Source organism: Alcaligenes sp. 13f, from assembly GCF_020496585.1.
GTDB lineage: Bacteria > Pseudomonadota > Gammaproteobacteria > Burkholderiales > Burkholderiaceae_B > Alcaligenes > Alcaligenes phenolicus.
On sequence record NZ_JAHKKC010000010.1, the window covers coordinates 166,837 to 180,050 of the forward strand.

The 13,214-nt window shown below is 57.4% G+C and carries 14 protein-coding genes; 11 read left to right on the forward strand and 3 right to left on the reverse strand.

From position 1 onward, the window contains the following. The first annotated feature begins 45 nt into the window (after positions 1–45). Positions 46–1,236, forward strand: a complete 1,191-nt coding sequence (locus KOE80_RS10800) for an acetylornithine transaminase (RefSeq protein ID WP_035269332.1) — start codon at positions 46–48, stop codon at positions 1,234–1,236. A gap of 116 nt (positions 1,237–1,352) precedes the next feature. Here the strand turns inward: KOE80_RS10800 and KOE80_RS10805 are convergent, their stop codons facing one another. From KOE80_RS10805 to KOE80_RS10815, 3 genes are read right to left on the reverse strand one after another with little or no spacing between them, the layout of a single operon-like run. After that, positions 1,353–1,679: a helix-turn-helix domain-containing protein gene (locus KOE80_RS10805; protein ID WP_060186590.1), complete on the reverse strand. Its 327-nt coding sequence runs from the start codon at positions 1,677–1,679 to the stop codon at positions 1,353–1,355. Then, positions 1,663–1,926: a type II toxin-antitoxin system RelE family toxin gene (locus tag KOE80_RS10810; RefSeq protein WP_226349111.1), complete on the reverse strand. Its 264-nt coding sequence runs from the start codon at positions 1,924–1,926 to the stop codon at positions 1,663–1,665. The genes KOE80_RS10805 and KOE80_RS10810 overlap by 17 nt, the downstream gene beginning before the upstream one ends. Positions 1,927–1,944: 18 nt before the next feature. After that, the gene (locus tag KOE80_RS10815; protein WP_226349112.1) at positions 1,945–2,253 is read right to left on the reverse strand and encodes a hypothetical protein; all 309 of its coding nucleotides are present in this window, start codon (positions 2,251–2,253) and stop codon (positions 1,945–1,947) included. Between the two features lie 8 nt (positions 2,254–2,261). Here KOE80_RS10815 and KOE80_RS10820 point away from each other — a divergent pair, with 8 nt between their 5' ends. The 10 genes from KOE80_RS10820 (at position 2,262) to KOE80_RS10865 (ending at position 12,985) form a co-directional block, all read left to right on the forward strand. Then, positions 2,262–3,089 (forward strand): MetQ/NlpA family ABC transporter substrate-binding protein, encoded by an 828-nt coding sequence (locus KOE80_RS10820; protein WP_083055295.1) that lies wholly within the window; start codon positions 2,262–2,264, stop codon positions 3,087–3,089. Beyond that, positions 3,089–3,931 carry a MetQ/NlpA family ABC transporter substrate-binding protein gene (locus KOE80_RS10825; protein ID WP_226349113.1) on the forward strand — a complete coding sequence of 281 codons (843 nt, stop codon included), beginning with the start codon at positions 3,089–3,091 and terminating at the stop codon, positions 3,929–3,931. The genes KOE80_RS10820 and KOE80_RS10825 overlap by 1 nt, the downstream gene beginning before the upstream one ends. Before the next feature lies 1 nt (position 3,932). After that, positions 3,933–5,138 (forward strand): methionine ABC transporter ATP-binding protein, encoded by a 1,206-nt coding sequence (locus tag KOE80_RS10830; RefSeq protein ID WP_226349114.1) that lies wholly within the window; start codon positions 3,933–3,935, stop codon positions 5,136–5,138. After that, positions 5,110–5,772: a methionine ABC transporter permease gene (locus tag KOE80_RS10835; protein WP_009461203.1), complete on the forward strand. Its 663-nt coding sequence runs from the start codon at positions 5,110–5,112 to the stop codon at positions 5,770–5,772. Before KOE80_RS10830 ends, KOE80_RS10835 begins: the two co-directional genes overlap by 29 nt. Before the next feature lie 81 nt (positions 5,773–5,853). After that, positions 5,854–7,119 (forward strand): SfnB family sulfur acquisition oxidoreductase, encoded by a 1,266-nt coding sequence (locus KOE80_RS10840; RefSeq protein WP_226349115.1) that lies wholly within the window; start codon positions 5,854–5,856, stop codon positions 7,117–7,119. A gap of 4 nt (positions 7,120–7,123) precedes the next feature. Then, entirely contained in the window at positions 7,124–8,323 is a 1,200-nt protein-coding gene (locus KOE80_RS10845) for an SfnB family sulfur acquisition oxidoreductase (RefSeq protein WP_226349116.1), read from the forward strand. Positions 8,324–8,488: 165 nt separating this feature from the next. Next, positions 8,489–9,313: a MetQ/NlpA family ABC transporter substrate-binding protein gene (locus KOE80_RS10850; protein WP_009461199.1), complete on the forward strand. Its 825-nt coding sequence runs from the start codon at positions 8,489–8,491 to the stop codon at positions 9,311–9,313. Between the two features lie 16 nt (positions 9,314–9,329). Next, positions 9,330–10,757, forward strand: a complete 1,428-nt coding sequence (locus KOE80_RS10855) for an LLM class flavin-dependent oxidoreductase (protein ID WP_226349117.1) — start codon at positions 9,330–9,332, stop codon at positions 10,755–10,757. A gap of 71 nt (positions 10,758–10,828) precedes the next feature. Then, positions 10,829–11,674: a MetQ/NlpA family ABC transporter substrate-binding protein gene (locus KOE80_RS10860; RefSeq protein ID WP_226349118.1), complete on the forward strand. Its 846-nt coding sequence runs from the start codon at positions 10,829–10,831 to the stop codon at positions 11,672–11,674. Positions 11,675–11,686: 12 nt separating this feature from the next. Continuing rightward, positions 11,687–12,985: an acyl-CoA dehydrogenase family protein gene (locus tag KOE80_RS10865; protein WP_226349119.1), complete on the forward strand. Its 1,299-nt coding sequence runs from the start codon at positions 11,687–11,689 to the stop codon at positions 12,983–12,985. Positions 12,986–13,214 lie beyond the last annotated feature (229 nt).

Here is a 13,214-nt window from a genome sequence, read left to right on the forward strand (position 1 = left end):
GCTGGTTTATTTTTTCTTCTTTCATTTTCATCAAGGTTTGCCGTTATGGAATTCGATCGGGCCGGTGTACGTGCATTAATGGAAATTACCCAGCGTCCGGAGTTGGTCTTTGTGCGAGGAGAAGGTTCCTGGCTGCAAGATCACAACGGCAAGCGATACCTGGACACCGTCCAGGGCTGGGCCGTGAACGCGCTGGGCCACAGCCCTGCCAACGTGATCAAGGCGATCACCGAACAAGCGTCCAAATTGATCAACCCCTCGCCTGCGTTCTACAACGAGCCCTCTATCGAGCTGGCCAAACGCATCGTGGAACACTCCTGCTTTGATCGCGTGTTCTTTGCCAACAGTGGTGGCGAAGCCAACGAAGGCGCCATCAAGCTGGCGCGCAAATGGGGTCAGATCAACAAGAACAACGCTTACAAGATCATTTCTTTTGAGCACTCTTTCCATGGCCGTACCCTGGCCACCATGTCCCTGTCCGGCAAGCCCGGCTGGGATCGCATGTTTGCTCCACAGGTCGACGGCTTTCCTAAAGCCAAGCTGAACGATCTGGAATCCGTGCGCGCGCTGATCGACGATCAAACCGTGGGCATCATGCTCGAACCCGTACAGGGCGAGGCCGGTGTTATTCCTGCGACCGTGGAATTCATGAAGGGTCTGCGCGCGCTGGCTGACGAGCACAAATTGCTGCTGATCGTGGACGAAGTGCAAACCGGCATGGGCCGTACCGGCACCATGTTTGCCTACGAACACTCGGGCATCCGTCCTGACATCATGACCTTGGGTAAAGGCATTGGTGGTGGCGTGCCGTTGTCGGCACTGTGCGCCCGCGAAGAAGTGTCCTGCTTCCAGCCAGGTGACCAGGGCGGTACCTACAACGGTAACCCCCTGATGACCGCTGCTGGCGTAGCCGTGTTCGACGAACTGGCTGCTCCTGGCTTCCTGGCTTCGGTCAACGCCCGCGCCAAGCAGCTGTCCGAAGGCCTGCTGGCCATCAGCGCCAAGTGGGGCATGAACGGTGAGCGTGGCGAAGGCCTGCTGCGTGCTCTGATCCTGGATCAGGACGACGGCCCGGAAATCGTCGCTGCTGCCCGCGACCGCGCTCCAGAAGGCATGCTGCTGAACTCGCCACGTCCTAACCTGCTGCGTTTCATGCCAGCCCTGAACATCACGGCCGACGAAATCGACCTGATGCTGGCTTGGCTGGACGAAATCCTGGTCAAGGTTCGCGGCTAAGCGGTCAGCGTGCTGTAAAGAAATCCGCCTTCGGGCGGATTTTTTTTGGTCTTTGGATTTTTGTAGCCCTGCGGGTCTGGCGGCTTGGAGGGGACCTGCAAGCTGCCGTTCCTGGCTTAGAAGTCGAGTTGCTCAGGTGTAATCCCAAGCGCAGATGCAATGCGCTCCAGGCTGCTTTTTCGCAGTCGTTCGCTGCTTTCCTGCTGTGCATAGGCAGATTGGCTGATACCCAGACGAGTGGCCAGCTCTGCCTGTGTCAGCCCAAGGTGTTCACGCCATGCCCGAACCGGCGTTGCACCGTCGATCGTGCTGCTGACGACGGCGTGGGGGATCAGCCCGCCGTCTTGGGTCTGGCTGGCGATGTAGTCTTCGTAGGGAATCACGACAAAAGCGGGATTGCCGTCCGGGCCATTGATGATCTGAATATTAGTACGTGCGTTCATCGCGCTTTCTCACTTCCTGGATGTCGATAATTCTTATCTCTACGTCCCAATCAAACAGGACGCGATAGTTTCCGATGCGCAGGCGATAGCCATATTGGTGATTCGTCAGCGCTTTGATGTTCTGCGATCCGGAGCAATTGGGCATGTCAGCCAAGTTGCCGACACCGTCGCGGATAGCGCCCTGGTGTTGCCTGTCGATTCTGCGCAGTTGTTTGGCGGCTTTGGGTGTCCAGAATATCGAGTTCATGGACAAAATATAAGTTAATTATAAGTTAAGTTCCTTGATATAAGTTTGGAAGAATTGCGCGGAGGCAGGCAAAAAAACATTTGTGACCCCTGTTCTTGCACTCCCACGACTAACTTGAAACGCGCATGAAATATCACAAATGCCATCGTTGGCAGTATTTAGTTTATTTTCAAAAATAATATAAATATCAATAACTTGAGGTAATTTCATCCAGCAGTTAGCCAGCATAAGTAAATGATTGTTCTGTTGTGGTGTCAGGAGAATGGAGTCGATGTAATAGAAGCTTCCAAGATTTGCCTGCAAGCGCAGGCCCACCTCGTGAGGCACTGTTTACCATGCTCCAGCATCTGTCCAAACTCATCGTAGCTAGTGCCCTTGTGCTGGCTGTTTCTCCGGCCATTGCCGCCGATTCTTTACGCATTGGCGTGGTGCCGGGCGCCTATGCCGATTCCATCAATGCCGCGGCCAAGGATGCCAAGGCCCAAGGCATCAATGTCGAGGTGATCGAGTTCACCGATTGGACCACGCCCAATGTGGCGGTGGATAACGGCGATATTGATATCAATTACTTCCAGCATCAGCCTTTCCTGAAGAACGCCATCGAGAAAAACGGCTACAAGCTGGCCAGCGCGGGCACGGGTATTTTGGCCAATGTGGGTGTGTATTCGCTCAAGCATCAGGCGGTGGATCAGGTCCCTCAGGGCGGCAAGGTAGGCATTGCCAACGATCCCGTGAACCAGGGGCGTGGTCTGCTCTTGCTGCAAAAAGTTGGGCTGATCAAGCTCAAGCCAGAGGTCGGTTATCTGGGCAGCCTGGATGACATTGTCGAGAACCCCAAAAAGCTCAGCTTTGTGGAAGTGGAAGGCCCGCAGCTGGTGCGTATTACGGGTGATGTGGATATTGCCCAGGGCTATCCGCATTTCATCGTGGCGGCCAAAGCCTTTGATCCTTCCAGTGGTCTGGCCTACTCGGGTATTGAAGATGCGCAGTTTGCCATTCAGTTCGTGGTGAAAGCGGACCGCACTAACGATCCTGTCATTCAAAAGTTCATCTCCATCTATCAAAACTCGCAGTCTGTGCGTGACGTGTCGCGTGCGGCATTCAATAACGACGAGCGCCTCTACACCCTGGCCTGGTTGAATGCACAAGGAGGGGCGAAATAATGACGGCGATTTTCTCCTCTCGCGTGCAGCGTTGGGCGCTGGGCATTCTGTTTGCCGCTGCCCTGCCGTTCAGCAGCTCTGCCGCCGTGATTAAAGTGGGCTCCATTCCTGGTGCAACCTCGGATGCGGTGCAAGCGCTGATCCCGGAAGGCAAAAAGCAGGGTCTGGATATTCAGTTGGTGGAATTTACGGATTGGACGCTGCCCAACGAGGCCGTCAACAACCGCGATATTGATGTGAATTTCTTCCAGCACCAAGCCTTTTTGAACAATGCCATCAAAGAGCGTGGCTACGACCTGGAATTGATTGGTCTGGGCTTGCTGCAAAACATTGGCCTGTACTCGAACAAGTATCAGTCTCTGGACCAGGTTCCCAAGGGCGCAACCGTGTCCTTGCCGAATGATCCGGTCAATCAGGGCCGTGGCCTGTTGCTGCTGCAAAAAGCGGGCCTGATCACCTTGCGTCATGGTCTGGATACCGGAGCCACGGTCAATGATGTGGTGGACAACCCCAAGCAGCTCAAGTTTGTGGAAATTGAAGGCCCGCAACTGATCCATTCCCTGCCGGATGTGGACCTGGCTGTCGTCTGGCCCAGCTATTTCGTCAGCGCTGGCCGCAAGGCGGATGCGGGCAGGGCCCTGGTCTATTCCGGCGTTGCCGACACCTTTTATGCAATGGGTTTTGTTACGCGCAAAGATCGCGTCAACGACCCTGCCCTGAAACAGTTCGTGGAGCTGTTCCAGCAGTCGCAAGCGGTACGCAACACGATTGCAGACCGCTTTGATCACAATCCCCATCTGTACACCTTGCCCTGGCAAGGCAGCACCACAGCGAGCAAGTGATATGGCATACACATCAGCACTACGGCGTAATTTGGACGAGTTGCGCGATACCGCCGAACAGGCCGCAGGACAGCGCGAGGTTCACAAGGCCAGTGCGTCTGTCAAAGCGGAACTGGAACAGCAACCCAGCGTCGTCAAGGCAGGCAGCGTGGCCTTTCGTAATCTGTCCAAGATTTATCAGTCCTCGGCAGGCGCTGTGCCTGCCTTGCAGGACATTGATCTGGACATAGAGCCGGGCAGCATCTTCGGCATTATTGGTCGCAGTGGCGCGGGTAAATCCAGTTTGCTGCGCACCATCAACCGGCTGGAGCGCCCAAGCAGCGGCCAGGTATTGGTAGATGGCGTGGACATTGCCCGTCTGAATGAGTCGGAGCTGGTGCAGCTGCGTCGCCGCATTGGCATGATTTTTCAGCACTTCAATTTGTTGTCTGCCAAAACGGTGTACGAGAACGTGGCTTTGCCCTTGAAGGTGGCCGGGGTGTCGGCACAAGACATTGCTCAGCGTGTTCAGGAACTGCTGCAACTGGTCGGCTTGCAAGATAAGGCCGATACCTATCCCAGTCGTTTGTCGGGTGGGCAAAAGCAGCGTGTGGGCATTGCTCGCGCCTTGGCAACCGGCCCGGAGATTTTGCTGTGCGATGAGGCCACTTCGGCACTGGACCCGGAGACCACACAGTCCATTCTGAGTCTGCTCAAGGACATTAACCGCCGTCTGGGCATCACCGTCGTGCTGATTACGCACGAGATGAGTGTGATCCGTGAAATTGCCGACCGCGTGCTGGTGCTGGAAAAAGGCCGCATTGCCGAGCTGGGCGAGGTCTGGCGTGTGTTTGGCAAACCGCAGCATGACGCCACCAAGGCGCTGCTGGCCCCCTTGCAGCACACACTGCCAGAGGATCTGCAGGCACGTCTGGTGCAGCAGCCTCCTAAATCCGGCACGTACAGTCGCATTCTGCAATTGAGCTATAGCGGCGAAGGCGGCTGGGAGCCGGATTTGCTGCGCATTGCCCGCAGCCTGCCCGGTCAGCCGCAGCTGGTGCATGGTGGCGTGGACCGCATTCAGGGCCATGCACATGGACGTTTGCTGGTCGCCATTGAGGGGCATGTGAGCCTGCCCGATTTGACATCTTTGACGCAAGGCCCGGCGGCCATCGCGCATCACATTGAGGACATTGGATATGTTGTGGAATCTGAGTATCCCCGCTGAGCGTTATTGGCAGGCTTTTTTGGACACGTTGATGATGGTGGGCGTGTCTGGGGGCATTGCCTTTCTGGCCGGTATTCCGCTGGCGGTGCTCTTGATTGTGACGGCCCCCCATGGCTTTTGGGAGTCGCCCAAGATCAACCGGGCGGTGGGTAGCGTGGTCAATGGTTTCCGGGCCACGCCCTTCATTGTTTTGCTGGTTGCGCTGATTCCTTTCACGCGCTTGCTGGCAGGCACCACGATTGGGGTGTGGGCGGCCATTGTGCCCTTGGCAATCAGCGCCACGCCTTTCTTTGCCCGTATTGCCGAGGTCAGCCTGCGCGAGGTGGACTCGGGCCTGATTGAAGCGGCTCAAGCCATGGGCTGCAAGAAGTGGGACATCGTGCGCCATGTCTACTTGCCCGAGGCGCTGCCCGGCATTGTGGGTGGTTTCACCATCACTATCGTGGCTTTGATCAGCTCGTCGGCCATGGCCGGTGCGGTCGGTGCCGGTGGTCTGGGTGACTTGGCAATCCGCTATGGCTACCAGCGTTTTGACACGCAGGTGATGCTGATTGTGATTGCCGTGCTGATCGCACTAGTGACCGTAGTGCAGTTTGCTGGCGACCGTTACGTGCAATGGCTGCGTGCCCGTTGATCCAAATTTAGCCAAGGGCTGGCGCTGCATGTAGTGGCGTCGCCTATCCCTACCGTTTTTAGTCATTGAAAAGAGTGCCGTATGAATGATCGGATTACTCAGGGCGGAGCTTTGCCCGAAGCATCTGCAAAGCAGCGTCTGCCCTTGCCCCCCCAACAGCCTCATGTGATTGGCAGTGAGGCCGAAGCCCTCGCCATTGCTCGGCAATTGGCCACTGAATTTGCTCAAACCGCTGCCGAGCGCGATCGCCTGCGCCAGCTTCCCTGGGACGAGATAGAGCGCTATACCGCCAGTGGCCTGGGTGCCATCACTATCCCCAAAGCCTATGGCGGCCTGGGAGCCTCCAACGAAACGCTGGCGCAGGTTTTTGCCATCATCAGCGCGGCTGACCCTTCTCTGGGTCAGATCCCGCAAAACCATTTCGCGCTGATCCAGAACCTGAAAGACACCGGCACTGAATCTCAAAAGCAGCGTTGGTTCAAGGCGGTGCTGCAAGGCGCGCGTTTAGGCAATGGCGGGCCGGAAAAAAAGGGCAAGGCAGCGGTGATTACCGACATCACTGCCCATCTTGCTCGGGCAGCGGATGGCCGCTTGCGTGTCAGCGGTACACGCTTTTATTCAACCGGGGCCTTGTTCGCGCATTGGATTCCTTTCCGAGCCGCGGATGAGCAAGGCCGTGGCGTGCAAGTCTGGGTACGCCGCGATGCAGCCGGTGTGCAGGTGATTGATGACTGGAATGCCTTTGGGCAACGCACCACCGCCAGTGGCAGCGTGGTGTTCGATCAGGTTCTGGTCGAGGAAGACCATGTGCTGGAAAGCTGGCGCTTTGTGGACAAGCCTTCCCTGTCGGGTCCTATTTCTCAACTGATTCAAGCCAGTATTGATGCCGGTATCGCCCAGGGTGCCTTGCAGGATGCGCTGGAATTTGTCCGCAATCGTGCGCGCCCCTGGACCGATTCGGGTGTGGCCAGTGCCACGCAGGACCCTCACATCATTCAGGAAGTGGGTGCCTTGCAGATTGAGGTGGATGCCGCTCAGGAAGTTTTGCTGGAGGCAGCGCGTTTGCTGGATGAGTTGGCCGCCAAGCCCGTGGATGCAGACAGCAGCGCCCGTGCTTCTGTGGCTGTTGCCGAGGCAAAAATCCTGAGCACAGAAGCCGCCCTGAACGCCAGCGAACAGCTCTTTGCCTTGGCCGGCTCGTCGTCCACCCGTGCGGCTCATAACTTGGACCGCCACTGGCGTAATGCCCGCGTGCACACCTTGCATGACCCGGTGCGCTGGAAATATCACTTGCTGGGCAATTACCTGCTCAATGGCGCCTCGCCGTCTTATCACCAATGGAACTGAGGCCATGACAACACAGCTTTCTACATTCGTACACATCATCATGTCCGAGCCCGAAGCGCTGCAAGCCGCCGAGCAGTTTGCACAATCCATTGCCCAACATGCGCTGGAGCGTGATCGCGACCGTATCTTGCCGCATCGAGAGGTGGAGCAATTCAGTCAAAGTGGCTTATGGGGCATTACGGTCCCCAAAGAATACGGCGGCGCGGGCGTTTCCGCCGATGTGCTCACCCGTGTCGTGCAGCGCATTGCCAAGGCCGATGGCAACTTTGGCCATATCCCGCAAAACCACTATTACGCGCTGGAAGTCTTGCGCGTAGGGGCTACGCACGAGCAAAAAGCCTTTTTCTACGATCAAGTGCTGCAAGGCAAACGCTTTGGCAATGCATTGGCGGAGATCGGCAAGAAGGACTTTGTACGTCGCACGCAATTGCTGAAAGAGCCGGATGGCTGGTTTGTAGACGGCCGCAAGTTCTATTGCACGGGCTCGCTGTTTGCACACTGGATTCCTACGTTGACGACCTCGCCTGATGATGGCCGCCTGTATCTGGTTTTTGTACCGCGCGGGGCTGCAGGCGTCACGCTGACAGACGATTGGGACGGCTTTGGCCAACGTGTCACAGGCAGTGGTTCGGTGGAGTTCACGCGTGTTCCTGTGCAGCCGCAATGGGTTGTGCCGTTCACGGATTCCTTCGAGCGTCCGACCACCATTGGCCCCTACGCCCAGATCATCCACGCGGCACTGGATTTGGGCATAGGCCAAGGGGCTTTTAAGGCCACCTTGCCCTTCATCCGTGAACACAGCCGCCCCTGGATTGCCGCTGGTGTGGACAGCGCCGCACAGGACCCCTTGCTGCTGCAGGAGGTGGGCAATGTGCATGTGCGTTTGCGTGCCGCGCAAGCGCTACTGGCCCGCGCCGCCCGCTTTGTGGACGCCGCCCAGCAAGCACCGGATGAGGACAGCGTGGCTCAGGCCTCCATTGCCGTTGCGCAGGCCAAGGCTTTGGCTACCAGCGCCAGTGTGCTGGCAGGCAGCAAGTTATTTGAACTGGCAGGCACCAGCGCTACGCAGGCCCAGCATGGGCTGGATCGCTACTGGCGTAACGCCCGAGTCCATACCTTGCATGACCCGGTGCGCTGGAAGTACCACGCCATTGGCAATTACGCCCTGAATGGAGTGCGCCCGCCGCGTCATGGTGCTTTGTGATGCCACCTGGAAAGCTGTGTTTGGGCATGGCTGCAGGGGTGAAAAAGCGTTGCGCAGTATGGCTCAAAGCATGTCAACAAATACGTTTTAGCAAGACACATATGCGCTTCGATATGGCCTGTTTTCCAGGCCACAGATCTTTCTCTTTTATCTGGATGTTGATTGATGACTATCTCGAAGATTTTGAAAAAACTGACGGCGTTTAGCCTGGTTTCTACTGCTGTTTTGTTGAGCAGCACAGCGACCGCTGCGCCATTGAAAATCGGCGTTGTGCCCGGCATTTTTGCGGACTCGGTGGCTGTTGCCGCGCAGGAAGCCAAGAAGCAGGGTGTAGATGTGCAGGTGATCGAATTTACCGATTGGGCCACGCCGAATGTGGCGCTGGATGCGGGCGATATTGATCTGAACTACTACCAGAACAGTAATTACCTGGCCAATGCGGTGCGCGATAAGGGCTTCAAACTGGTCAGCGTGCAGCCGGGCATTTTGTCTTACCTGGGCCTGTATTCTCTCAAGCACGCCACGCTGGCCGATTTGCCCGATGGCGCAAAAGTGGCGATTGCCAGTGACGCCGTCAACGTAGGCCGTGGGTTGCGTCTGTTACAGCATGCAGGTTTGATCACGCTGCGCCCCGAGACCGGCTTGCTGGGCACTCCCGATGACATTGTTTCCAACCCCAAGAACCTGAAGTTTGTGGAAGTGGAAGGCCCGCAATTGGCACGTGCCACGCAGGACGTGGATCTGGCTCAAGGCTTTCCGTATTTCATCCTGGCCTCCAAAGCCTTTGATGCTACGAAAGCCTTGTCCTTGACCAGTTACGAGGATGACTCCTGGGCGATTCAGTTTGTGGCCCGTAGCGACAAGACGAAAGACCCGCGCATTGCCCAGTTCCTGGAGGTCTACAAAACATCGCCTGCGGTGCGCGAGGCAATCGATCAGTTCTACCAGGGCGAGAAAAAGCTGTATCGCCTGACCTGGTTGCCGCATTAAGCAAGGAGAATGCCCCATGACGCAGCCCAAGAAACACATCCATATCAACGCTTTCAACATGAATTGCGTCGGCCACATCCACCATGGTTTGTGGACGCATCCGCGTGATCAATCCACGCAGTATCACACTCTGAAGTACTGGACGGATCTGGCCCAAACGCTGGAAAAAGGCTTGTTCGACGGCATCTTCCTGGCGGATGTGGTCGGCTATTACGACGTTTACCAGCAAGGTGTGGACTTGACGCTGCGCGAGGGTATTCAACTACCGGTGAACAACCCCTGGCTGCTGGTCTCGGCCATGGCAGCCGTCACGCAACATATTGGCTTTGGTCTGACAGCGTCAGTGGCGGCGCATCACCCTTACACCTTCGCACGCGATGTCAGCACGCTGGATCAGCTAAGCAATGGCCGCATAGGCTGGAACATCGTGACTGGCTATGTGGATAGCGGGGTGCGGGGTTTGGGGCAGGATGGTCTGGATGCACACGACAGCCGTTACGACCGGGCCGAGGACTTTCTGCAATTGGCTTACAAGCTGTGGGAAGGCAGCTGGGAAGATGGCGCGCTGATTGCCGACAAGCAGCGTCGTATCCATGCCCTGCCCGAGAAAGTGCATACCGTGCATCACGAAGGGCCCTTTTATCGCAGCAATGCAATTCATATGAGTGCGCCCTCTCCTCAGCGTACGCCTCTGCTGTTCCAGGCAGGCACCTCGGCGCGGGGGCTGCAGTTTGCCGGGCAACATGCTGAAGGGGTTTTCATCGGTGCGCGGGACCCGGAAGCGGCCAGGGATTCGTCACGCAAGCTGCGTCAGGCAGCGGTCAATGCGGGACGGCAAGCGCAGGACCTGAAGATTTATGCGGGTGTGGCGGTCGTTACGGGTGCTACGGAAGCCGAGGCTAAAGAAAAATATGCCGACTATCTGGCCCACGCCAGTTCCGAGGGCGGCCTGGCGCATTTTGCGGCCAGTACCGGCGTGGACTTTGCCCAGTATGACCTGGATGAACCCATCAGCTTTGGCCCCAGCAACGCGATTCAATCCGCAGCGGCCGCAGCCCAGAAACAAGGCTGGACGACGCGCCGCAAGCTGCTGGAGCAATTCACGCTGGGTAGCCGCTACAAAACCATTGTGGGCGACCCGCAGCAAGTGGCGGATGCGCTAAGCACCTGGATTGATGAAGGCGAGATCGACGGCTTCAACCTGACCCGCATCGTTGTGCCTGAAACCTGGGAGGACTTTGCCAGCTACATCGTGCCCGAGCTGCAAAACCGGGGCCGTTATCGCACGGCTTATGAAGGTGGAACCCTGCGTCAGCAATTGTTTGGACAAGGAGATCGGGTATCTGCCACCCACCCTGCGGCGCAGTGGCGGCATTTGGTGTCCGGTTCGACCCCGGAGGCGGGATCGGATGAGGCCGCTACCTCTGCCTTGCAGGCAAGCTGATTAAGGCGAGAAAGAGCCAGTATCTGCTGCGTTGGATCATTTTTTACGACCCCTTTTTTAAGGTCAGGATCATGTTGTTTGCCCGTTTTTCTATTCGTGCCGTGTTTGCCTTGGCAGCTTTGAGCCTAGCGGGCCATGTGTCTGCTGCTGCATTGAAAATCGGCGTCACGCCCGGCTCTTTGGCCGATTCTGTTGCCGTGGCAGCCAAGGAGGCCAAGAAACAGGGTCTGGAGGTCGAGGTGATTGAGTTCACCGACTGGACCACGCCCAATACGGCCTTGGCCTCCGGGGATCTGGATTTGAATTACTTCCAGCATCAGGCTTTCCTGGACAATGCCGTCAAGGAAGGCGGCTATGCCATTGAAAGTGTGGCTTATGGTTTATTGCCCAATATTGGCTTGTATTCCAAGCAGTATTCGTCCTTGGATGCGCTGCCCGAAGGCGCTTCTGTTGGGGTGGCGAGTGATCCGGTGAATCAGGCGCGCGGCCTGCTGCTTTTGCAGACGGCTGGCCTGATTCAGCTGAAAGAGGGGGCAGCTGCGCGTGCCTCGATTCATGATGTGACGGCCAACCCCAGAAAGCTGCGCATTGTGGAAGTCGAAGGGCCGCAATTGGTGCGCGCAGCCGATGACCTGCCCTTGGTCCAAGGTTATCCAGCTCATTTTGTGAACGCCGGGCAGGCCGAGCTGGCCAGCAAGGCCTTGCAGTTTTCCACGGTGGATGATCTGTACTACGCGATTCGCTTTGTGGCTAGAAGCAGCCATAGAGAGGATCCGCGCATACGCCAGTTTGTGGATCTTTATCAAAACTCCCCTGCCGTGGCCGCGCAGATCGACACGTCTTTTGCGGGAGACAAGAAGCTGTATGCCTTGCCGTGGAAGACGGCGGGTCATGCCTCCATTACGCAGGTTCCTTGAGGGCTGCACATCATGATGACTGACACTGCCGTTTTTACCTCTGATGTTGCGCCACGCCGGACTGTGCCAGAAAGGGCAGCGCCAGCAAGTGCACGAGCTTCCGATCTGGGCGCCTTGCGTGCCCGTTTCAGCGCCCTCTTTCAGCGCATTGCCGATACTGCGGCGGAGCGCGAGCATACCCGTACCTTGGCCTATGCGCCCATTCTGTGGCTGAAAGATAGCGGTTTTACGGCTCTGCGTGTGCCGCCTCAATGGGGTGGCAGCGGTGTCTCCATCCCGGTGTTCTTTGAGCTGTTTCAGGAGCTGGCTGCGGCGGATTCAAATGTCGCCCAAATTCTGCGCCCTCATTTCGGTTTCATCGACCGATTGTTGATTGATCGGGATGAGGCCACGCAAGCGAAATGGCTGCCATTGGCAGGCCAAGGGGCGATTTTTGGTAATGCCACGACCGAGACTGGTTTGGGCGCTGTAGGCCAGTTGCAAACCACGCTGGAGCCCGATCCAGAGCAGGCCGGTCAATGGCGTCTGAATGGCCGCAAGTTCTACAGCACGGGCACCTTGTACGCGGATTGGGTCACGGTGGTGGCCCGCAGCACAGGAACGGAGAAGGAGGATGAAACGGTACATGCCGTGGTCGCCACCGATCAGGAAGGGGTGGAGCGTCTGGATGACTGGCATGGCTTTGGCCAAAGGCTGACGGGATCTGGCACGACGGTGCTGACGGATGTGCTTGTGCCCGAGAGCGCCATCATCCGTTTTCCGCGCCAGGGGCCCACACCCTTGGTGGCATATTTTCAGCTGGTGCATTTGGCGACCCTGGCCGGTATTGCCCAAGCCGTGCAGCGTGATGCAGTGGCCTATGTGCAGGCACGCAAACGTGTCTTTAGCCACGGCAGTGCCGCGCTGCCCAAGGACGATCCCTTGGTGCAGCATATTGTGGGAGAGCTGGCCAGTACGGCTTATATCGCCCAGCTGGCGGTACGTGATGTGGCGGCTCATTTGCAAAGCATTGCGGATCAGCGGCAGGCGGGTGTGGAGGTCTCCCGCGAAACTTTGGACGCTCTGGAGCTACGCACTGCACAGGCGCAAGTAGCCGTGGTGGAGCCCGTCTTGCGGGCGGCCACGCGCCTGTTTGATGTGGGTGGCTCTACGGCCCTGGAGGAGTCCCGTCGTCTGGATAGACATTGGCGTAATGCGCGAGCCCTGGCCTCGCACAATCCGGTGATCTACAAGGCTCGGTCGGTGGGGGATATTTTGCTGAACGAGGCCGAGCCTGTGTACTACTGGCATGTGGGGACCAAGGGGAGTTGAGCTGATGCGGCCAGAGGCGGGGCCGCCTCTTGGAAACATAAAGGGCACGAATTAATCGTGCCCTCAGACTGCTGATAAACCCCTGGTTTTGCGCCCTGGGGTTTATTTTTTTGTTCTCCCGCCCAGGCGATGAGGTGTCGCTCACGATTCTACGGTTTTCGGTCGATCAGGCCTCAGATCACACCATCAGGCCGTTTGCGGGCCGGGGGCAAGCTCGCAGGCGCGTGAA